Consider the following 19,297-nt stretch of genomic DNA (forward strand, 5'->3'; position numbering starts at 1 on the left):
GCATGTTTGCACCACTGAACAATCAAATCGCCACAAAAAGCGATGAGCAGGCCAGCGGACAGGACAGTGAGCAGACGATCACGCAACTGATAGCGCAGGTCATCCGCACCGATGTGCGCGCGCTCAACGCCTACGTCGTGCAGGATGCCACCGGCATGGTCAAGCTGGATGCGATGGAAAATCCCTATCCTTTGCCGTCTGAATTGCAGGAGCAGCTTGGCCGCCATCTGGCCGAGGTGGCGCTGAACCGTTATCCGCAGCCCACCTATGCCTTGCTCAAAAGCAAGCTGCGCGCCCATTTCGCGATTCCAGACGGATGTGAGGTGATGCTGGGCAATGGTTCGGACGAGCTGATTTCCCTCATGGCAACTGCCTGCGCCAAACCGGGTGCGGTACTGCTGGCGCCAACGCCGGGTTTTGTGATGGTTGAGCTGGCGGCGCAACTGGCGGGCATGCGCTTTGTCGGCGTGCCGCTGAGCCCGGATTTTGCGCTGGACCAGCCGGCAATGCTGGCAGCGATGGCCGAACACCGTCCGGCGCTGACTTTTTTGGCGTATCCGAATAATCCGACCGGCAACCTGTTCGACGCCGCGCACATGAGCGAACTGATCGCCGCCGCCGCTGGCAGCGGTCTGGTGGTGGTCGATGAGGCCTATCAACCGTTTGCCGACAGCAGTTTCATGGAGCGCCTGCCGCATTTTGCACACTTGCTGGTGCTGCGCACGGTATCGAAACTCGGTCTGGCCGGATTGCGGCTTGGTTATCTGGCAGGCGCACCGGCCTTGTTGCGCGAATTCGATAAAGTGCGGCCGCCTTACAACATCAACGTCTTGACGCAGGCCGCCGCGGAGTTTTTGCTCGGCCACGGCGAGGTGCTGGACGGGCAAGCGGCCTTGATTCGGGCAGAGCGCACGGAACTGGTCGCGGCGCTGAGTGCCGTACCGGGCGTGGTAGTCTTCCCTTCATCGGCCAATTTCCTGCTGATTCGCGTCGCGAATGCCGATAAAGTCTATTTTGCAATGAAGCAACTCGGGGTGCTGGTCAAGAATGTCGGTAAAATGGCTACTTCGCTGCACAACTGCTTGCGCATTACCGTTGGGACTGCCGCTGAAAACGCACTGATGCTGGATGCTTTGCGGGCGGCGCTGGCGGACAATGGCGTCAATGGTATCGATGGTATCGATAGCAAAACAGAGTAAAGCACGAAGACCGGCAACGAAAACCAGCAACAACGACCGGCCGACAGCCTGATTGGGCGGACGGTCCGAATTTTGTACTATCATCCTCGAATTATTTCGCGATTATTTCGCAATTATTTCGCAATTATTTTGCATTAATGGCCTTCTCCTGAACATGTCCACACCTCGCACCGCAGAAGTTTCCCGCAATACCAACGAGACCCAGATTCGCGTGGCGATCAATCTCGATGGCACCGGCGTGCAAACGCTTAACACCGGCATTCCCTTCCTCGATCACATGCTCGATCAGATTGCCCGTCACGGCCTGATCGATCTGGATATTCAGGCTACCGGCGATTTGCATATCGACGCCCACCACACGGTGGAAGACGTCGGCATCACGCTGGGTCAGGCCTTTGCCAAAGCGCTGGGCGACAAGAAAGGTCTGCGTCGTTACGGTCACGCTTACGTGCCGCTGGATGAGGCGCTGTCGCGCGTGGTGATCGATTTTTCCGGTCGGCCCGGCATGGAATTTCATGTGCCGTTCACGCGTTCCATGGTCGGCTCTTTCGACGTCGATCTGGTCAGCGAATTTTTCCACGGTTTCGTCAATCATGCGCTGTGCACCTTGCATATCGACAACCTGCGTGGCGATAACTCGCACCATCAATGTGAAACCGTCTTCAAGGCGTTTGGCCGCGCATTGCGCATGGCAACCGAGATCGATTCCCGCGCAGCGGGCATGATCCCCTCCACCAAGGGCAGCTTGTAAGTCGACAGCGCGATCCCTTCGCGTTATCGGAATTTTCACTATGAATAAAATCGTTGTAGTCGATTACGGCATGGGCAATCTGCGCTCGGTAGCGCAAGCCTTGCGCCATGTGGCGCCGGAAGCGGACGTGCGCATTTCCGGCAGCGTGGCGGATATTGAAGCGGCAGACCGGATTGTTTTGCCGGGACAGGGCGCGATGCCGGACTGCATGCGCAGTTTGCGCGAGTCGGGTGTGCAGGAGGCCGTGTTGGCCGCTGCGCGCAGCAAGCCTCTGTTTGGCGTGTGCGTGGGCGAGCAGATGCTGTTCGAGCAGAGCGAAGAGGGTGATACGCCTTGCCTCGGTTTATTGCCGGGCAAAGTGGTGCGTTTCGACCTGAGCGGTCGCTTGCAAGAGGATGGTTCGCGCTTCAAGGTGCCGCAAATGGGCTGGAACCGGGTCACGCAGCAGCGCGCTCACCCTTTGTGGGAGGGCATTGCTGACGATGCCTGGTTTTATTTCGTACACAGTTATTACGCCGTTCCTGCCGATCCTCTGCATAGCGTGGGAGCGACCGATTACGGCGATGTTTTCAGTTGCGCAGTCGCCCGCGACAATATTTTTGCGACGCAATTCCATCCTGAGAAAAGCGCGGCAGCGGGTTTGCAGTTGTATCGTAATTTCGTCAACTGGAAGCCTTAATGCCTGTTGTTTGTTCTGCTGATTGGTTTCGCTGATCGGCTTCTGATTTTTAATTTTCATTTTTAACGACTCTGCCATGTTGCTCATACCTGCTATTGATCTGAAAGACGGCCACTGCGTACGCCTGAAACAAGGTGATATGAATCAGTCCACCGTATTTTCCGAGAACCCCGCTGACATGGCGCTGCATTGGTTGCGACAGGGCGCGCGCCGCTTGCATCTGGTCGATCTGAACGGCGCTTTTGCGGGCAGGCCGAAAAATGAAGTCGCGGTCAAGGCCATCCTGAAGGCCGTCCGCGAATTTGCCTTGGAAAATGGCATCGATGAAATTCCAGTACAGCTGGGCGGCGGTATCCGCGACCTCGATACCATCGAACGCTATCTGGATGACGGCCTGTCCTACATCATCATCGGTACCGCTGCAGTCAAGAATCCCGGATTCCTGCACGACGCCTGTGGCGCATTCCCGGGCAAGATCATCGTCGGCCTCGATGCCAAGGATGGCAAGGTCGCTACCGATGGCTGGAGCAAGCTCTCCGGCCACGAAGTGATCGACCTGGCCAAAAAATTTGAAAATTACGGCTGTGACTCGATCATTTACACCGACATCGGCCGCGACGGCATGATGGGTGGCGTCAATATCGAAGCGACCGTAAAACTGGCGCAGAGCATGACGATACCGGTCATTGCTTCCGGCGGCGTGCATTCGATCAAGGATGTCGAGGCCTTGTGCGCGGTGCAGGAAGAAGGTATTTCCGGCGTGATTTGCGGCCGTTCAATCTACGAAGGCACGCTGGATCTGAGTTCGGCCCAGTTGCGCGCCGACGATCTGAGTCCTCCGCCGTATGTGGATGACGAGGACGAAGAAGAAGGCGAAAACGAAGAAAAAGACACCCGCCCATGACACTGGCCAAACGCATCATTCCCTGTCTCGACGTGACGTCTGGTCGCGTGGTCAAGGGCGTCAATTTTCTGGAGCTGCGCGATGCGGGCGATCCGGTAGAAATTGCGCGTCGTTACGATGAGCAGGGTGCCGATGAAATCACTTTCCTCGACATTACCGCTTCTTCTGATGGGCGCGACCTGATACTCGACATTATCGAAGCGGTCGCCTCGCAGGTATTCATTCCCCTGACCGTGGGCGGTGGTGTCCGCACCGTCGAGGATGTGCGCCGCCTGCTCAATGCCGGTGCGGATAAGGTCGGGATCAATACCTCGGCAGTTACCAATCCGCAGCTGGTAGCCGATGCTGCAAGTAAATACGGTTCGCAATGCATCGTCGTCGCGATTGACGCCAAGCGCAGCAGCGATGGTCGGTGGCAAGTGTTCACCCATGGCGGACGCAATGCCACCGGACTCGATGCCGTTGAGTGGGCGCAGAAAATGGCGTTGTTGGGCGCGGGTGAAATCCTGCTGACCAGCATGGATCGCGACGGTACCCGCAGCGGTTTCGATCTGGCGCTGACGCGCGCGGTATCGGATGCGGTCGAGATTCCGGTGATTGCCTCCGGCGGCGTGGGTGGCCTGCAAGACCTGGCCGACGGCATTAAGTTAGGCCATGCCGACGCGGTACTGGCCGCCAGCATTTTTCATTTCGGCCAACACACAGTGGGCGAGGCGAAGCAATTCATGAGCAATCAACATATTCCGATGAGGCTGGTATGAACATCACAGCAAAGTGGTTAAACAAAGTGAAGTGGGATGAAACCGGGCTGGTTCCGGTCATCGCGCAGGAAATCGGCAGCAACGACGTGTTGATGTTTGCCTGGATGAACCGCGAGGCGCTCGCCAAAACGGTGGAAAGCGGCGAGGCAGTGTACTGGAGCCGTTCGCGCAAGAAACTGTGGCACAAGGGCGAGGAGTCGGGGCATTTTCAAAAAGTGCATGAAATTCGTCTCGACTGCGACGAAGACGTGGTGCTGCTCAAAGTAACGCAGACCGGTGGCATTGCCTGCCATACCGGACGTCATTCCTGCTTTTTCCAGAAACTGGAAGGCGATGCCGAGGACAGCGAATGGCATACCGTCGAGCCGGAAGCGGAAATCGTGCCGGAGCCTGAGGTAGCCGCCAAGCCGAAGCGTATCCGTAAGCCTGCCGTCAAGGCACCGGTATGAGCAGCGGCATGAACGATAAGGCGAGCAATAACACAAGTGATACCTTGAACCGGCTGGCCGCGATCATCGAAGGGCGCAAGCCGGCTAATGGCGGCGATCCTGCGACTTCGTACGTAGCGCGCCTGTTTGCCAAGGGCGACGATGCCATCCTGAAAAAAATTGGTGAAGAAGCGACTGAAACGGTGATGGCGGCGAAGGATGTGCGGGTGGACGGCGACTCGGCCAAGCTGCTCTATGAGTGTGCCGACCTGTGGTTTCATAGCTTGATCATGCTGGCGCAATTCGATTTAAAACCCGACGATGTGCTGGCCGAGCTGGCGCGACGGGAAGGTTTGTCCGGGCTGGAAGAAAAAGCCAACCGCAAGCTGGAGCAACGCGAACAGGATGAGCGCCGAGATTGACGTTGGGCTGACGCTGATAAGGGGAGAACGCATTGGAACACTGTATTTTTTGCAAGATCATCGCCGGCAAGATTCCGTCGAACAAGGTCTATGAAGATGAAGAGCTGCTGGTGTTTCACGACATCAACCCGGCTGCGAAGGTGCATCTGCTGATCGTGCCGAAAGAGCACATCCCGACTTTGTCCGATTGCCAGGAGCATCATGCGCCGCTGTTAGGGCGGATGAGCCTGCTGGCAGCGAAGCTGGCCAAGGACGCCGGTTGCGACTACCGTTTGCCGGAAGACGGTGCGGAGGGTGTCGGTACTGGCGGTTATAAAACCTTGTTTAACACCGGGCCGGATGGCGGGCAAGAGGTGTACCATCTGCACATGCATGTGATCGGCGGGCCTTTGTCGCGACGCACGCCGCCCGTCAAAACCTGATGTATCACGATCGGCAAGCAGTTGGCCGACGAGGGTGATACAAAATAATCCTTTCAAGAGCCTGTCTCCTGCTTCTGTGGGATAGGCTACCATTGGGCATCGAATAAATTTGGGCGGCAACGCCGGCAAGGAGATAAAAATGGGTTCCTTTAGTATTTGGCATTGGTTGATCGTACTGGCCATCGTGATGGTTGTGTTCGGCACTAAAAAATTGGGCAACATCGGTGCCGACCTTGGTAAGGCTGTCAAGGGTTTCAAGGATGGCGTCAAGGGAGCCGAGGAAAAAGCTGCCGATGAACAATCTCACGCACAGCCGGCCGCGCAGTCGACGATTGACGTGCAGACTAAGGAAAAAGAAAAGTCCGCGCCCTGATTTCATGGCATCGGCATGCGCCGTTTGCCTTCTGGCATACCACCGCAATGTCTCCGCAACACACTCCTTTGTCTGGAATTCATTTTGTTCTTAGCTTGTTCTTCTTCTCCTCATGATTGATATCGGCCTATCCAAACTGGCGCTCATCGGCGTGGTTGCGCTGGTCGTGATTGGCCCGGAACGCCTGCCTAAGATGGCGCGGATGGCCGGTTCGCTTTTCGGTCGGGCGCAGCGTTATATTAATGACGTGAAAGCCGAAGTCAGCCGTGAAATGGAACTGGATGAGCTGCGCAAGATGAAGCAGGACGTGCAGGATGCGGCCAGCAATGTTGAAAATAGCATCGCCGGCGGTATCGCTGATACGGAGCAGGCCTCGCATACGGCCTGGAATGGCGAGCCTGACAGTTATAGCAGCCTTCCCCCTGATACCTTGCAAGGGCAGATTAAGGCCAAAAATTTTCGTCGCAAGAAGCTGGCGCGCAATTCCGCGCTCCCGGGCTGGTATAAAAATCAGAGCGGTTACAAGACCCGTGTCACGTCTGCCGCCGCCCGTGTGGCCCGGCATCGGCCTGCCGGTAAAACCTCGGCTTCGTTTTACGCATGAGTACTGAATCACCATCCACCGGCATCGAAGAGACGTTCATTTCCCATCTGGTCGAGCTGCGCAGCCGCGTAGTCAAAGCTACTGCGCTTGTTCTGGTGGTGTTCCTTTGCATGATGCCGTGGGCGTCTACGATTTTTGATTTGCTGGCCCTGCCGATGATGGCAGCGCTGCCGCCGGGAAGCAAAATGATTGCCATCGGCGTCATCACGCCGTTCCTGATTCCGATCAAGGTGACGATGCTGCTGGCGTTCATGGTGTCTTTGCCTTGGGTGCTATTTCAGGCGTGGGGCTTTGTTGCTCCCGGCTTGTACGCACATGAAAAGAAGCTGATCGCTCCGCTGGTGATTTCTTCCTCGCTGCTGTTCTTGACCGGCGTTGCGTTCTGTTATTTTTTCGTCTTCCGTACGGTATTTCCCTTCATCAACAATTTTGCGCCTAAGAGTGTGTCGGTCGCGCCAGATATCGACAGCTATGTCGATTTCGTGTTGACGATGTTTCTCGCCTTTGGCCTGACCTTCGAGGTGCCGATTGTCGTGATCGTGCTGGTGAGGATGGGGATTGTGTCGGTGGAAAAGCTCAAGCAAATTCGGCCTTACGCGGTCGTCGGTGCGTTTGTGATCGCCGCCGTCGTGACACCACCCGACATCATGAGCCAGCTGATGCTGGCTGTGCCTTTGTGCCTGCTGTATGAGGTGGGTTTGCTGGTCGCGCCGATCTTCGCCAAAGCAACTCAGGCGCCTGCAGAAACCGACGAAGCGTCGGATAAGGCCTGATGACCCGATAGCATCACTCTGCTGTCGGGCCTCCATTGATCTTCATTCCTCTATAACGGCCGTCATGCTTTGACGCAGCCATGTCACCAAGGGGTAGGCATCCTTGAAGGCGGTGAGCAACTCCTTGCTCAGACTGGCTGGCTGATTCCGTTTCAGATTGCCTTCTTTCCAGACGATAAAACTTCTCAGCTTGATGAATTCAATCATCGGCAGATCAGCGTCGAAGCCCTTGGGTGGTCGGACGAGCTTGTCGCCATCCTGGAGCGCGCCGTAGGTGTCGATCAGGGATTTGCTTTTCAGAACTTTGCCGAAGCCTTTGGCATCGTCGATCAGATGTTGCCGGATAGTTTTCAGTCGCTCTGGCGGAGGAGTGTATTCGCCGACGGCCAGCAGCAAACGGCCATCCGCATCGATGTGGAAGTAATAGGCCGGTCCGCCGCCCTGGCTGGGTTTTTTCAAACCGCTCGCGGTCAGCGAAGCAGAAAAATGGGTTTTGTAAGGACGTTTGTCGTGTCCGAAGCGCAGATCGCGATTGATGCGGAACAGCGCCCGTTTGGGATTGCAGGCGGCGATGGCCGGATCAAATTTGCTGATTTGGGCAATCAGATCGACTACCAGTTCAAGGAACTCGGCTCTGAGGATGTCATAACGCGGCTTGTTCATGACAAACCAGGCGCGGTTATTGTTTTCCGATAGTTCGGAGAGGAATTGCGTCAGGTCGCGTAGATGCATCGAGGGATTCCGTTCATTCCGGCGGTAGTGCGTGATTCGGGCGGATGCATCTCTGCATCCGCAAACCACGATTTTGCCTTATTCCCCTTTGTCGCGCTTGACCGGTGGCCTTTTGCCGATCACGAGCTGCAGGCTGGTTTCCTGCGCTTTGCGCAAGATTTTCATCGGCACTTTGCTCGCGGGTTTCAACTGGGCAATCAGATTAAGCATTTCAGTCGTGTCGGCGACGGGTTTGTCATTGATGCTGATCAGAATGTCGCCCGGCTTCATGCCTGCTTTGTCAGCCGGTCCGCCCTTGAGTACCCCGGCAATGATGGCACCGGTTTTTCTGTTCAGTCCGAAGCTTTCTGCCAGTTCAGGGGTGATGTCCTGGGGCTCGACGCCTATCCAGCCGCGCACCACCTGACCGCCTGTGATCAGCTGTTCCATTACCGTCTTGGCGGTCGATACCGGAATCGCAAATCCAATGCCCATACTGCCGCCGCTGCGCGAATAGATCGCGGTATTGATGCCGAGCAGGTTGCCGTTGGAGTCGACCAGTGCGCCGCCGGAATTGCCGGGATTGATGGCCGCATCCGTTTGAATGAAATTTTCAAAGGCATTGATGCCCAGGTGATTGCGGCCCAGGGCCGAGATAATTCCCATGGTGATCGTTTGGCCGACGCCAAATGGATTGCCGATGGCCAGCACGACGTCGCCGACATCCGCATCCGCAACATTGGCCAGCGTTGCAGCGGGAAGATTTGGCAGATCGATGCGGATCACCGCCAGATCGGTTTCAGGGTCGGTACCGACTACCTTGGCCGTGGCTTTGCGTCCGTCGGACAGCGCGACTTCGATTTCGTCAGCAGCTTCGACCACATGATTATTGGTGAGAATGTAGCCTTGTGGACTGACGATGACACCCGATCCCAGACTGGATTGCTTCTCGTCTGTTTGCTCTTCTTGCTGGTCGCCAAAAAATTTTCGGAAGAATGGATCGTCCATGAAGGGACTTCTTTGCGTGCGTGCATCGGTCGTGGTGAAAATATTGACTACCGATGGCATCGCCTTTCGTGCCGCACTACGATAGGATGCCGACAATGAAGAGGTCCCCGGGGCGATTTCCTGCATTTGCACGGTAGAGCTGACGGAGCGTACGCGTGAGCCTAAGGAGGCCGTAATCCAGTCCGGCTTCATGGTGAGTAAAATAAACCATACGGCCAGACCGACCGTGACGGTTTGCGCAAATAAGAGCCAGAAACGTCGCATAGAAAATAAAGTTTAAAAATGAGAAAGTGAGACAAAAAATGCCGTATCCGTCTATATATACGGACGATTTGGTCAAATACCTAGCAATCTTGCTAAATGTTACTCAATATCGCGATTATTGCCCAAACGGCCTGCAGGTGGAAGGACGCTCCGAAGTCGGGGTAATCGTCAGTGGAGTGACTGCCAGTCGCGCTCTGATAGAGGCTGCACTGGACTTGCGTGCGGATGCCATTCTGGTTCACCACGGTTATTTTTGGCGCGGTGAGGAGCCGAGTATTACCGGCATCAAACAGCAGCGACTGAAATTGCTGCTGCAGCATGATCTTAACCTGTTGGCCTACCACTTGCCTCTAGATGGGCATCCGCAGCTTGGCAATAACGCTCAATTGGCTGCGCGGCTGTCGTTGCAGGAGCAGGGACGGTTCGGTGAAAACGATCTGGGCTGGCTGGGTTTAGCGACTGAACCGGGGGTGACTACCGTTGGTCAGTTGACCGAGCTGATCAGTGTGCGTCTGGGACGCGCCCCTTTGCTGATCGGGGATCCCGAGCAGCCTCTCGGGTCTGTGGCGTGGTGTACTGGTGGTGCGCAAGGCATGCTCGGCGCAGCGATTGGCGCCGGCGCCGGCGTTTATATCAGCGGAGAAATATCGGAGCCGACGGTGCATCTGGCGCGAGAAAGTGGCACGGCCTATATAGCGGCGGGTCACCATGCTACCGAGCGCTACGGGGTGCAGGCGCTGGGCGAGCATCTGGCGCAGCATTTTGGGATACAGCACCATTTTGTTGATATAGATAATCCCGTTTAAGGAGGGTAGCTTTCGAGGTGCGCTGCTTACGGCTGGGGTGTGCGCGCTTTCAGGCTGTCACGAATTTCGCGCAGAAGGGTAACATCGGCCGGTTCCACTGCGGTTGCCGCGACGACCTCCTTGGGGGCAGCCAGATTGCGGGCGCGATTGATCATGCGCACCATTTGGAAAATGATGAAGGCCAGAATCAGAAAATTGATGAAAATGGTCAGGAAGTTGCCGTAGGCAAATACGGCGCCAGCCTTTTTAGCTTCGATTAGCGTCAGATGCATGTCCTGGCCGTTGAGCGGCAGATAATAATTAGCAAAATCGAGACCGCCGAAAATCTTGCCGACAATCGGCATGATGATATCTTGCACTAAAGATTCGACAATTTTGCCGAAAGCGCCGCCGATGATGACGCCAACCGCGAGGTCGACCACATTTCCCTTGACGGCGAAGGCTTTGAATTCCTGTGCGATGCTCATATTGCGCTCCTGGTGGGCTTGAATGCCGCGAAAATGGGGGAAGTCGGATAACCGGGCAAGAATGTAACAGTGTGCCGCTAAAAACGGAACGCAACGTGAGGAAAGTTCAATTTAAATTTCACAAATGACAAGGCGATAGTGTTATTCGCTACAAAACAGGGCCGAGGTTAGCTATAATCTAAGGTTGCTAGAAGTTTCCTGCAGATTTCGTATTTTGACTGATTGGGGTTGGTATGAGTAACGAAAAACAGGTCGACTCCGGTCGGCGCGGTTTGCTGGTAGCGACATGCGCGGCAGGCGGCGTGGCAGGACTGGCTACGGCAGGGGCATTTGTCTCTACCTTCCAACCTTCCGAACGTGCGAAAGCAGCCGGTGCGCCGGTCGAAGTAGATATTTCAACCCTGGCGCCGGGCGAAATGCGGACCGTCGAATGGCGCGGAAAACCGGTGTGGATACTCAAGCGAACGCCTGAAATGGTGGAGTCGCTGAAGAAAACAGATCCTTTGCTGGCCGATCCCGAATCCAAACGCACGCAGTTTTCGACAACGCCAGATTACGCGGCCAACGAATGGCGATCAATTAAAAAAGATGTCCTGGTGCTGGTCGGCATTTGCCCGCATCTGGGTTGCTCTCCTTCGTCCCGCTTTGCCACTGGCGCACAGCCATCGTTGCCAGACGACTGGGAAGGCGGTTTCCTTTGCCCTTGTCATGGTTCAACCTTCGATCTGGCCGGTCGCGTCTACAAGAACAAGCCGTCCCCGGATAACCTGCAGGTTCCCCGCCACATGTTCGAAGGCGATACCAAGCTCGTCATCGGCAAAGATGAGAAAGGTGAGGCGTAATCATGGCAGCTTTTCATGAAAAGAAATTGCCGGCCGATGCGCCGGTGTCGGCCAAGGCCCTGAACTGGGTCGATTCACGCTTCCCGCTGTCATCGACCTGGAAAGCGCATCTCTCCGAGTATTACGCACCAAAGAATTTCAATTTTTGGTACGCGTTCGGCTCACTAGCCTTGTTGGTGCTGGTGATTCAGATCGTTACCGGTATTTTCCTGGTAATGCATTACAAACCCGACGCAACCTTGGCCTTTGCCTCGGTCGAATACATCATGCGCGATGTGTCATGGGGCTGGCTGGTGCGCTACATGCACTCCACCGGCGCCTCAGCTTTCTTTATCGTGGTGTATATGCACATGGTGCGCGGCCTGCTCTACGGTTCATACCGCAAGCCGCGTGAACTGGTCTGGCTGTTCGGCGTCGCGATTTTCCTGTGTCTGATGGCCGAAGCCTTCATGGGTTATCTGCTGCCATGGGGCCAGATGTCGTACTGGGGGGCGCAAGTGATCGTCAACCTGTTTGGCGCGATTCCATTCATCGGTCCTGACCTGTCCTTGTGGATTCGGGGTGATTATGTGGTGTCCGACGCTACCCTGAGCCGCTTCTTCTCTTTCCATGTGATCGCGGTGCCACTGGTGCTGATTGGTTTGGTTGTTGCGCACATCATTGCTTTGCACGAAGTGGGTTCGAATAACCCCGATGGCGTCGAAATCAAGGAAACCGTGGATGCCAACGGCATTCCGCTGGATGGCATACCTTTCCATCCTTACTATTCGGTGCATGACGTGATGGCGGTGGCGATATTCCTGATCGTATTCAGCTCCGTGGTGTTTTTTGCCCCGGAAATGGGCGGTTACTTCCTGGAATACAACAACTTCATCCCGGCGGATTCGCTGAAAACTCCTCCGCATATTGCGCCGGTCTGGTATTTCACGCCGTTTTATTCGATATTGCGTGCCACGACGGCCGACTTCATGGTCTGGCTGATGGCTGGTGTCGCAGCTTACGTTGCCCTGATCGCGCTGAAATCGAATCGCAGCACTATTTTTAAGCTGGCAGCGATTGTTATTGGCGTAGTGATGATCGGCGGCATGTGGTTGTTCGATGCGAAATTCTGGGGCGTTGTGCTGATGGGCGTGTCAGTCATGATTCTCGGCGGTTTGCCTTGGCTCGATCATTCTGAAGTCAAGTCGATCCGCTATCGGCCAAGCTGGCACAAGTACGTGTATATCGTGTTCGGTGTCGCTTTCATCGTTCTTGGTTACCTTGGTGTGCAGCCGCCAACTGCGACTGGCACTGCCATCGCCCAGGTCGGTACATTCATTTACTTCGGTTTCTTCCTGTTAATGCCGTGGTGGAGCGCGTTGGGCAAGTTCAAGACTGTCCCTGATCGCGTCGTCTATCATCCCCACTAAGTTGCAAAGAGGACATCTCATGAAATTGCTGAAAAAAATGATGGCCATGCTGGTACTGGTGCCTTTGCTGGCGCTGGCGGAGGAAGGGCATCCGCTTGACCACGCACCAGACCGTAGCAAAGACCTGTCGGCATTGCAAAACGGCGCTAAGTTGTTCGTCAACTACTGCCTGAATTGCCACTCCGCTTCCATGATGCGCTATAACCGTTTGCGCGATATCGGATTGACCGAAGAGCAAATCAAGGAAAATCTGCTGTTTACCGGCGAAAAAGTCGGCGATCTGATGAAGAATACGGCCCTGCTGCAAGACAGCAAGGTCTGGTTCGGTGTGACACCGCCGGATTTATCGGTGATCACCCGCGCCAAATCCTCGGAGGCCGGTCCCGGCGTGGATTGGATATACACCTATCTGCGCACGTATTACAAAGACGATACTCGTCCTACCGGCTGGAACAATCTGGTGTTCCCGAACGTCGGCATGCCGCATGTATTGTGGGAACTGCAAGGCATTCGCACTGCCAAATTCGCGGATGAAAAAGATGCGGAAGGTAAAGTTACCCGTCAGTTCGCAGGTTTCGAGCAAGTTACCAAAGGCAAGCTCACGCCGATTGAATATGACACTGCAGTCGCCGATCTGGTCGGCTATCTGCAATGGATGAGCGAGCCCGCCCAAAATACTCGTAAACGCCTGGGTGTTTGGGTCTTGTTATACCTCGGTTTGTTCCTGCTGTTGGCGTGGAGACTGAACGCATCGTACTGGAAAGACGTCAAGTAAATAGACGTCAAGTCAACTCGGTGCCCGCATCTTGCGGCACCGGTAATGGGGTGAGCCGTAAAGGTCTCACCCCCCTTTGTTTTTAGGGCTTTAAATATGATGGTTCTCTACTCGGGCACGACTTGCCCCTTTTCCCAACGCTGCCGCCTGGTCCTGTTTGAAAAAGGCATGGACTTTGAAATCCGCGATGTCGATCTGTTTAACAAGCCGGAAGACATATCGGTCATGAACCCGTACGGGCAGGTGCCGATTCTGGTGGAACGCGATTTGATTCTGTATGAATCAAACATCATCAACGAATATATCGACGAGCGATTCCCTCACCCCCAGCTCATGCCGGCCGATCCGCTGATGCGTGCGCGTGCACGTTTGATGCTGTTCAATTTCGAAAAAGAATTGTTCGTGCATGTGAATACGCTGGAAAATGAAAAAGCCAAGGCCAATGACAAGTCGCATGAAAAGGCGCGTTCCGAAATCCGCGACCGCCTGTCGACATTGGCTCCCCTTTTCCTGAAGAACAAATACATGCTGGGCGATGAATTCTCGATGCTCGATGTGGCCTTGGCCCCGTTGCTGTGGCGTCTCGATCACTACGGCATCGAATTGTCCAAGACCGCAGCACCGCTGATGAAGTATGCCGAACGGATTTTCTCGCGCCCTGCGTACATCGAAGCGCTGACGCCTTCTGAAAAGGTCATGCGGCGCTAGGCCTTAAGGGTCCGTACGCCACCGTGGAAATGCTCGTTGTGGTGTGCGAATCTATGGTCTGTGCCCTTCGTCCCTACCTAGCGCGCGAATAAGCAGTGCTGGTGGCGCAAGCCTAAGTTAAGAGGCGCCGCTGCTTATGCAACCAAGCAGCGGTACTGGAATTGCGCCGCGCAGCTGCTTAATCCGAGGTTCCCTGGCGCAGCATTGCGCCAGATCCGCACATTGTAAGATTCAACTATCGCTGGTACTTATGTCCGAAGTCTCCACAAAACCTTACCTTCTGCGTGCCATTTACGAATGGTGCACCGACAACGGCTACACGCCGCACATTGCCGTGATGGTCAATGGCGCCACACAGGTGCCGATGCAATTCGTCAAAAATGGCGAGATCGTCCTCAACATCAGTTTCGATGCGACGAGCGGTTTGAAAATAGACAATGATCTGATTCGTTTCAGCGCCCGATTTAGCGGCGTATCGCGTGATATTTCTGTGCCGGTGCACAATGTACTTGCCATATACGCCAGTGAAAATGGGCAGGGCATGGCATTTGAAGCGCCCTCGGCAATTACTCCGGATGCGGCTCCTGGACTACCTCCATCCGCACTGGTGCCGGAAGTAGCAACCAGTACTTTTCCGACATTGACCTCAGTACCGTCACTCTCCCCGACAGTATCAGGCGATGGAGCCGGGCGCGATCCAGAAAATCCACCGGAACCACCAAAAAAAGGCGGAAGACCCACACTAACTCGCGTGAAGTAGTTTATAATCGCCCTCTTAGTTTTGCTGGCTTAGCTCATCTGGTAGAGCACCTGACTTGTAATCAGGGGGTGGCGGGTTCAAGTCCTGCAGCCAGCACCAGAACACCTGCAAACCTTGTCTTGGTTTGCCAAAAAGCCTCTAAATAATCAACGATTTAGGGGCTTTTTTACGTCTGCCGCGCCAAAATTTTCCAATGCATAACGATTACAACATGCTGTGTGGGCATTTTGCGCTGCCAATTTAAAATAACAAAAACAGGGTATTCCAACATGCCTGAATAAATCACATCTCCTTGTAAGACCTGCAGATTATCAATTGCAAGTTCAAGGACACGGGGACACGGCGGTGCAACAGGTGCGGCCAAAATGGATCACGGTGGTGCTTGGCGGCGATAAATAGATCAGCTACTTATCTGAGCGTGTATGCCGCCACAACCCCGGCAACCAGATCAATAGCGAACACGACGCTAACGCTAAGGCGTCCTTGCATGAAGGCACCCAGCGCCCAAAAGCCAGCGAGCAAGGCAGCACACGTAGTCAGCAGATGCAGATAGGGCAGATCATCTGCCACCCACAATAAAGCGGCGGTAGCAGTCAGCAGAAACGAGAATTGCAAAACCGTTAGCGCGATGGCTGAGCGCGACAGATCAGAATCAAACTGGCGGCGGGCGGCATCAAGGTCAAATGTCGATCCCTCATAAGGCAAGCTGGCGGGAGACCAGCCAGGCGCTTTAAACCAGATCAGCAGCTTGTCTTGCCAGCGCGGTAGCCGAGACGCCGATTGAGCCAGTTGCCAATAGCCGCTAACCACTGCCCAGACCGGGTCCCAGCTTTGTAGCGGTGTGCGCGTCCCATAGACGCAAGGCTCTTTCTCTTCCATGAACGTACCGAACATCCGATCCCAGATAATTAACATGCCACCATAGTTCTTATCCAGATAGTGATCGTTTACGGCATGGTGAACCCGATGATTGGATGGCGAAGAAAATACCTTATCGAACCAGCCCAGTTTACCGACATGCTCAGTGTGTATCCAAAACTGATAAACCAGCACGATCAGACCAGCGATAGCAAACTGCTCCGGCGGTACGCCAAGCAGCGCCATGGGCAGATAAAAAATCCAGCCAATGAAAACGACCGTACTTTCCTGACGCAACGCAGTGGAAAAATTGAAATCCTGACTTTGATGATGCACGGCATGTGCTGCCCACATCAAGGCATTGACGTGGCCCATACGGTGCAGCCAGTAATCGCAGAAATCAAACAGTAGAACGGCCAAAATCCAGCCCGCTGTAGTGCCCCAGAACGTAGCGTGCGGGAAAATGCTGACGAAACGATAAACCAGTGCATACAGCCCGATCTGAAAAAACTGAGTGACGAGCGTCACCAATTGGCTGATCAAACCTTGATTCAGACTGCTGATAGCGTCGTTCAGGCGATAAGTATTCTTCCTGCTGAAATAGCCGTAGGCCAATTCCATGCCGATCAGGACAAAAAATACCGGGATCACATAAACAATGATTTTTTCCATGAATATCTAAGTGGCGAACATGATTGCTCCGCTGAGTTGCGTAAAGAGAGTGGCGTAGCAACGGGTGAAAGATCACGAGAAGCCGGAAAGTGGAATTTTAAAATAATTAAATATATCAGTGTTTTTTTAATGAATTTGATGAAAGCTTTGCCGCGCAATTTGCCTTGAGGAAAGTTTGATGGGGTAGCCGTTGTTTGCACTCCAATGGCATAACAGTCCGATAGCAAGGCACTGCTAAAACAGGTAGTCTGAAATGAAATAAGTAGTGACGCCAAAACGTCGATTCACGGGAAAAAGAAGTTTCATTTATGCCACATTGGCTGGAAAACTGAATTTCCCCCCATTCCACACTGAATTAACAACCCGTCTGAAATACGGAGGATTTATGGATTCGCTAGAAAAAAACCTCATGCACCGTCTGCAACAAAAAACACCCGCATCGACACTGGCATCTCCGCTGCGCCGTTGCTTGATCCTGACAATCGCAGCCGCGCCTGTTACCAATGTCCTGGCTGGCACATCAGCCACAGCCGCCACATCAGCGGAAACGCTGCTTAGGGCTCTGGAAACCGAATCGGGCGGGCGTTTAGGCGTTTATGCGCAAAGGGCCGGCGGCGGGATGCCATTGAGCTACCGCAGCGATGAACGCTTCCCCTTATGCAGCACATTCAAACTTATTCTGGCGTCCGCTATCCTCGATCGAAGTCGGCATGAAAACGGATTGCTGCAACATCGCATCCGGTACTCACTGGGTGATTTGGTCACCTATTCGCCGGTCACTTCGCAGCACGTTGCAAAGGGAATGACTATCGCCGAGCTCTGCGCTGCCGCACTCCAATACAGCGACAATACGGCTGCCAATTTATTGATGAAAGTGATGGGTGGCCCTTCTGGGGTCACGGCGTACGCCCGATCTATCGGTGATAAAGAATTTCGTATTGATCGATGGGAGACCGAACTCAACACGGCTATACCCGGCGACCCCAGGGATACGTCAACGCCGGCAGCGATGGCAACCAGCTGCCGGCAGCTCGTGCTGGGAGAGGTTCTGGCACCTGCTCAGCGGGCTCAGCTGCAACGCTGGATACGCGGCAATACCACGGGTGCGGCGAGGATTCGGTCGGGCGTTCCTTCTGACTGGAAGGTCGGAGACAAAACAGGCAGCGGCGATTACGGCACCACCAATGATGTCGGCGTGATCTGGCCACCAGCCCAAGCCGCTATCGTATTGGCGCTGTACTTTACGCAGCATGAAAAAGAGGCTGCGTCACGCAATGAGGTCCTTGCCGCGGCAACGCGCATTGTCGTTGCGGCCTTCGGTTGAGTGTTTTCAGTCGTACTTGCATGCACCAGCACGCACCAGCAGACAAAATGCGTCGCCCATAAAATACAACGCCGTCCTTGCGTGGCAGGGACGGCGTTGATCGACTGATGCAATTTATTACTACGTTCGCCCGTCGGTTGAAGGACGTTACCGACGAGCGCATCACGGCGCTCAACAGGCAGTAAGCAGATCGTGCTTAAACGTTACCTAAGCAGCTCGTGCTTAAACGTTACCTTAAGCAGCCAGCGCCGGATAGTCCGTATAGCCAGCTACGCCAGGCGCATAAAAAGTGCTGGTGTCCGGTGCATTCAGCGCAGCATCCGTTTGCAGACGACGCGGCAAATCGGGATTGGCGATAAACAATTGACCGAAAGCAACCGCATCGGCATCACCGTCGGTCAGCAATTGTTGCGCGCTTGCCTTGGTCAGCTGCTGATTGGCGATATACACGCCACCAAAGGCTTTCTTCAGTTGAGGGCCGAGACGGGTTGGTGATTGGCCTTCTCGTGCGCAGATGAAGGCAATGCCGCGCTTGCCCAGTTCAGTAGCGACGTAGCCGAAAGTGGCGGCCGGATCAGAGTCGCTCATGTCGTGCGTATCGCAGGCCGGGGCCAGATGCATGCCGACGCGTCCTGCGCCCCATACCTCAATACAGGCATCGGTGATTTCCAGCATCAGGCGCGCGCGGTTTTCCAGCGAGCCGCCGTAAATGTCGGTGCGATGGTTGGTGCCATCTTGCAAAAACTGGTCGAGCAGGTAACCGTTCGCGCCGTGGATTTCCACGCCGTCGAAGCCGGCCAGTTTCGCGTTTTCAGCACCTTTGCGATAAGCGGCAACGACACCCGGGATTTCATCCAGCGTCAACGCGCGCGGCGTGACGTAAGGGCGCTCAGGGCGAATCAGACTGACATGACCCTTGGCGGCAATGGCACTTGGCGCGACTGGCAATTCGCCGTTCAGGAAGGACGGATCAGAAATGCGACCGACGTGCCACAGCTGCAAGACGATTTTGCTGCCAGCGGCATGGACTGCCGAGGTAATCAGTTTCCAGCCTTCGACTTGTTCAGCAGACCAGATGCCTGGGGTTTCCGCATAGCCAACGCCTTGCGGTGTGACGGAAGTTGCTTCGGTGATGATCAGACCGGCAGAAGCGCGCTGCACATAATATTCGGCCATCAAGGCATTGGGCACGCGTTCTGCGCCGGCACGTGAGCGGGTGAGTGGAGCCATCACGATGCGGTTGGCCAATTGAAGATCGCCGATTTTAATAGGAGAAAAGAGAGTAGTCATAGCGTTGTCCTGACGTAGAAAAATTAAAAAATGCCGCAAAGTATGAGCGGCAGGTATCGGCTGTCTGCAAAGCCCGGGCCTCTGTAT

Annotated in this window: 23 protein-coding genes and 1 tRNA gene; 19 read left to right on the forward strand and 5 right to left on the reverse strand. The window is 54.8% G+C overall.

What is annotated here, in order from left to right:
* The first annotated feature begins 2 nt into the window (after nt 1-2).
* The 11 genes from hisC (at nt 3) to tatC (ending at nt 7,316) form a co-directional block, all read left to right on the forward strand.
* Nucleotides 3-1,199 (forward strand): histidinol-phosphate transaminase, encoded by a 1,197-nt coding sequence (gene hisC, locus RGU70_RS05380; RefSeq protein ID WP_322208366.1) that lies wholly within the window; start codon nt 3-5, stop codon nt 1,197-1,199.
* 154 nt (nt 1,200-1,353) lie between these two features.
* On the forward strand, nt 1,354-1,950 hold the full coding sequence (gene hisB / locus RGU70_RS05385) for an imidazoleglycerol-phosphate dehydratase HisB (protein ID WP_322208367.1): 597 nt from the start codon (nt 1,354-1,356) through the stop codon (nt 1,948-1,950).
* Between the two features lie 40 nt (nt 1,951-1,990).
* Nucleotides 1,991-2,629 carry an imidazole glycerol phosphate synthase subunit HisH gene (gene hisH, locus RGU70_RS05390; protein WP_322208368.1) on the forward strand — a complete coding sequence of 213 codons (639 nt, stop codon included), beginning with the start codon at nt 1,991-1,993 and terminating at the stop codon, nt 2,627-2,629.
* A gap of 76 nt (nt 2,630-2,705) precedes the next feature.
* Nucleotides 2,706-3,533, forward strand: a complete 828-nt coding sequence (gene hisA, locus RGU70_RS05395; RefSeq protein WP_322208369.1) for a 1-(5-phosphoribosyl)-5-[(5-phosphoribosylamino)methylideneamino]imidazole-4-carboxamide isomerase — start codon at nt 2,706-2,708, stop codon at nt 3,531-3,533.
* Complete coding sequence (hisF, locus tag RGU70_RS05400; protein WP_322208370.1) at nt 3,530-4,294, forward strand: imidazole glycerol phosphate synthase subunit HisF; 765 nt, start codon at nt 3,530-3,532, stop codon at nt 4,292-4,294. The genes hisA and hisF overlap by 4 nt, the downstream gene beginning before the upstream one ends.
* A complete protein-coding gene (gene hisI, locus RGU70_RS05405; protein WP_322208371.1) occupies nt 4,291-4,743 on the forward strand; it encodes a phosphoribosyl-AMP cyclohydrolase in 453 nt (150 codons plus the stop codon). The genes hisF and hisI overlap by 4 nt, the downstream gene beginning before the upstream one ends.
* Complete coding sequence (locus tag RGU70_RS05410) at nt 4,740-5,144, forward strand: phosphoribosyl-ATP diphosphatase (RefSeq protein ID WP_322208372.1); 405 nt, start codon at nt 4,740-4,742, stop codon at nt 5,142-5,144. Before hisI ends, RGU70_RS05410 begins: the two co-directional genes overlap by 4 nt.
* Nucleotides 5,145-5,176: 32 nt before the next feature.
* Nucleotides 5,177-5,566 (forward strand): histidine triad nucleotide-binding protein, encoded by a 390-nt coding sequence (locus RGU70_RS05415; protein WP_322208373.1) that lies wholly within the window; start codon nt 5,177-5,179, stop codon nt 5,564-5,566.
* A 139-nt stretch (nt 5,567-5,705) separates the two neighbouring features.
* Nucleotides 5,706-5,939: a Sec-independent protein translocase subunit TatA gene (tatA, locus tag RGU70_RS05420; RefSeq protein WP_322210709.1), complete on the forward strand. Its 234-nt coding sequence runs from the start codon at nt 5,706-5,708 to the stop codon at nt 5,937-5,939.
* A gap of 112 nt (nt 5,940-6,051) precedes the next feature.
* Complete coding sequence (gene tatB / locus RGU70_RS05425) at nt 6,052-6,543, forward strand: Sec-independent protein translocase protein TatB (RefSeq protein ID WP_322208374.1); 492 nt, start codon at nt 6,052-6,054, stop codon at nt 6,541-6,543.
* On the forward strand, nt 6,540-7,316 hold the full coding sequence (gene tatC, locus RGU70_RS05430; RefSeq protein WP_322208375.1) for a twin-arginine translocase subunit TatC: 777 nt from the start codon (nt 6,540-6,542) through the stop codon (nt 7,314-7,316). Before tatB ends, tatC begins: the two co-directional genes overlap by 4 nt.
* 42 nt (nt 7,317-7,358) lie before the next feature.
* Here tatC and RGU70_RS05435 read toward each other — a convergent pair whose 3' ends face one another.
* Both RGU70_RS05435 and RGU70_RS05440 read right to left on the reverse strand, forming a co-directional pair.
* Entirely contained in the window at nt 7,359-8,048 is a 690-nt protein-coding gene (locus RGU70_RS05435; RefSeq protein ID WP_322208376.1) for a DUF2461 domain-containing protein, read from the reverse strand.
* Nucleotides 8,049-8,126: 78 nt separating this feature from the next.
* Entirely contained in the window at nt 8,127-9,299 is a 1,173-nt protein-coding gene (locus RGU70_RS05440) for a Do family serine endopeptidase (protein ID WP_322208377.1), read from the reverse strand.
* Nucleotides 9,300-9,337: 38 nt separating this feature from the next.
* Here RGU70_RS05440 and RGU70_RS05445 point away from each other — a divergent pair, with 38 nt between their 5' ends.
* Nucleotides 9,338-10,105 carry a Nif3-like dinuclear metal center hexameric protein gene (locus RGU70_RS05445; protein ID WP_322210710.1) on the forward strand — a complete coding sequence of 256 codons (768 nt, stop codon included), beginning with the start codon at nt 9,338-9,340 and terminating at the stop codon, nt 10,103-10,105.
* A gap of 26 nt (nt 10,106-10,131) precedes the next feature.
* Here the strand turns inward: RGU70_RS05445 and mscL are convergent, their stop codons facing one another.
* Complete coding sequence (mscL, locus tag RGU70_RS05450) at nt 10,132-10,572, reverse strand: large conductance mechanosensitive channel protein MscL (RefSeq protein ID WP_322208378.1); 441 nt, start codon at nt 10,570-10,572, stop codon at nt 10,132-10,134.
* A gap of 233 nt (nt 10,573-10,805) precedes the next feature.
* On the opposite strand from mscL, the gene petA reads away from it, so the two are divergent.
* The 6 genes from petA (at nt 10,806) to RGU70_RS05480 (ending at nt 15,165) form a co-directional block, all read left to right on the forward strand.
* On the forward strand, nt 10,806-11,414 hold the full coding sequence (gene petA, locus RGU70_RS05455) for a ubiquinol-cytochrome c reductase iron-sulfur subunit (RefSeq protein WP_322208379.1): 609 nt from the start codon (nt 10,806-10,808) through the stop codon (nt 11,412-11,414).
* A gap of 2 nt (nt 11,415-11,416) precedes the next feature.
* Nucleotides 11,417-12,823 (forward strand): cytochrome bc complex cytochrome b subunit, encoded by a 1,407-nt coding sequence (locus tag RGU70_RS05460; protein WP_322208380.1) that lies wholly within the window; start codon nt 11,417-11,419, stop codon nt 12,821-12,823.
* A 19-nt stretch (nt 12,824-12,842) separates the two neighbouring features.
* Nucleotides 12,843-13,598, forward strand: coding sequence for a cytochrome c1 (locus RGU70_RS05465; RefSeq protein WP_322208381.1), 756 nt, complete (start codon nt 12,843-12,845; stop codon nt 13,596-13,598).
* Between the two features lie 96 nt (nt 13,599-13,694).
* Nucleotides 13,695-14,306 (forward strand): glutathione S-transferase N-terminal domain-containing protein, encoded by a 612-nt coding sequence (locus tag RGU70_RS05470; RefSeq protein ID WP_322208383.1) that lies wholly within the window; start codon nt 13,695-13,697, stop codon nt 14,304-14,306.
* A gap of 250 nt (nt 14,307-14,556) precedes the next feature.
* The gene (locus RGU70_RS05475) at nt 14,557-15,066 is read left to right on the forward strand and encodes a ClpXP protease specificity-enhancing factor (protein WP_322208384.1); all 510 of its coding nucleotides are present in this window, start codon (nt 14,557-14,559) and stop codon (nt 15,064-15,066) included.
* Between the two features lie 23 nt (nt 15,067-15,089).
* Nucleotides 15,090-15,165: transfer RNA gene (locus tag RGU70_RS05480), tRNA-Thr, on the forward strand.
* A 309-nt stretch (nt 15,166-15,474) separates the two neighbouring features.
* Here RGU70_RS05480 and RGU70_RS05485 read toward each other — a convergent pair.
* On the reverse strand, nt 15,475-16,596 hold the full coding sequence (locus RGU70_RS05485; RefSeq protein WP_322208385.1) for a sterol desaturase family protein: 1,122 nt from the start codon (nt 16,594-16,596) through the stop codon (nt 15,475-15,477).
* A gap of 409 nt (nt 16,597-17,005) precedes the next feature.
* On the opposite strand from RGU70_RS05485, the gene bla reads away from it, so the two are divergent.
* Nucleotides 17,006-17,920 (forward strand): class A beta-lactamase, encoded by a 915-nt coding sequence (gene bla, locus RGU70_RS05490; protein WP_322210711.1) that lies wholly within the window; start codon nt 17,006-17,008, stop codon nt 17,918-17,920.
* A 234-nt stretch (nt 17,921-18,154) separates the two neighbouring features.
* On the opposite strand, the gene RGU70_RS05495 is transcribed toward bla, so the two are convergent.
* Nucleotides 18,155-19,210 carry an alkene reductase gene (locus RGU70_RS05495; protein WP_322208386.1) on the reverse strand — a complete coding sequence of 352 codons (1,056 nt, stop codon included), beginning with the start codon at nt 19,208-19,210 and terminating at the stop codon, nt 18,155-18,157.
* Between the last annotated feature and the right edge of the window lie 87 nt (nt 19,211-19,297).

The organism is Herbaspirillum sp. RTI4, assembly GCF_034313965.1.
GTDB lineage: Bacteria > Pseudomonadota > Gammaproteobacteria > Burkholderiales > Burkholderiaceae_D > Herbaspirillum.

Excerpts from the sequence above, each read along its gene's own strand:
- hisC (WP_322208366.1), top strand. The coding sequence starts at position 3 with ATGTTTGCACCACTGAACAATCAAATCGCCACAAAAAGCGATGAGCAG.
- hisB (WP_322208367.1), top strand. The coding sequence starts at position 1,354 with ATGTCCACACCTCGCACCGCAGAAGTTTCCCGCAATACCAACGAGACC.
- hisH (WP_322208368.1), top strand. The coding sequence starts at position 1,991 with ATGAATAAAATCGTTGTAGTCGATTACGGCATGGGCAATCTGCGCTCG.
- hisA (WP_322208369.1), top strand. The coding sequence starts at position 2,706 with ATGTTGCTCATACCTGCTATTGATCTGAAAGACGGCCACTGCGTACGC.
- hisF (WP_322208370.1), top strand. The coding sequence starts at position 3,530 with ATGACACTGGCCAAACGCATCATTCCCTGTCTCGACGTGACGTCTGGT.
- hisI (WP_322208371.1), top strand. The coding sequence starts at position 4,291 with ATGAACATCACAGCAAAGTGGTTAAACAAAGTGAAGTGGGATGAAACC.
- RGU70_RS05410 (WP_322208372.1), top strand. The coding sequence starts at position 4,740 with ATGAGCAGCGGCATGAACGATAAGGCGAGCAATAACACAAGTGATACC.
- tatA (WP_322210709.1), top strand. The coding sequence starts at position 5,706 with ATGGGTTCCTTTAGTATTTGGCATTGGTTGATCGTACTGGCCATCGTG.
- tatB (WP_322208374.1), top strand. The coding sequence starts at position 6,052 with ATGATTGATATCGGCCTATCCAAACTGGCGCTCATCGGCGTGGTTGCG.
- tatC (WP_322208375.1), top strand. The coding sequence starts at position 6,540 with ATGAGTACTGAATCACCATCCACCGGCATCGAAGAGACGTTCATTTCC.
- RGU70_RS05435 (WP_322208376.1), bottom strand. The coding sequence starts at position 8,048 with ATGCATCTACGCGACCTGACGCAATTCCTCTCCGAACTATCGGAAAAC.
- RGU70_RS05440 (WP_322208377.1), bottom strand. The coding sequence starts at position 9,299 with ATGCGACGTTTCTGGCTCTTATTTGCGCAAACCGTCACGGTCGGTCTG.
- RGU70_RS05445 (WP_322210710.1), top strand. The coding sequence starts at position 9,338 with ATGCCGTATCCGTCTATATATACGGACGATTTGGTCAAATACCTAGCA.
- mscL (WP_322208378.1), bottom strand. The coding sequence starts at position 10,572 with ATGAGCATCGCACAGGAATTCAAAGCCTTCGCCGTCAAGGGAAATGTG.
- petA (WP_322208379.1), top strand. The coding sequence starts at position 10,806 with ATGAGTAACGAAAAACAGGTCGACTCCGGTCGGCGCGGTTTGCTGGTA.
- RGU70_RS05460 (WP_322208380.1), top strand. The coding sequence starts at position 11,417 with ATGGCAGCTTTTCATGAAAAGAAATTGCCGGCCGATGCGCCGGTGTCG.
- RGU70_RS05465 (WP_322208381.1), top strand. The coding sequence starts at position 12,843 with ATGAAATTGCTGAAAAAAATGATGGCCATGCTGGTACTGGTGCCTTTG.
- RGU70_RS05470 (WP_322208383.1), top strand. The coding sequence starts at position 13,695 with ATGATGGTTCTCTACTCGGGCACGACTTGCCCCTTTTCCCAACGCTGC.
- RGU70_RS05475 (WP_322208384.1), top strand. The coding sequence starts at position 14,557 with ATGTCCGAAGTCTCCACAAAACCTTACCTTCTGCGTGCCATTTACGAA.
- RGU70_RS05485 (WP_322208385.1), bottom strand. The coding sequence starts at position 16,596 with ATGGAAAAAATCATTGTTTATGTGATCCCGGTATTTTTTGTCCTGATC.
- bla (WP_322210711.1), top strand. The coding sequence starts at position 17,006 with ATGCACCGTCTGCAACAAAAAACACCCGCATCGACACTGGCATCTCCG.
- RGU70_RS05495 (WP_322208386.1), bottom strand. The coding sequence starts at position 19,210 with ATGACTACTCTCTTTTCTCCTATTAAAATCGGCGATCTTCAATTGGCC.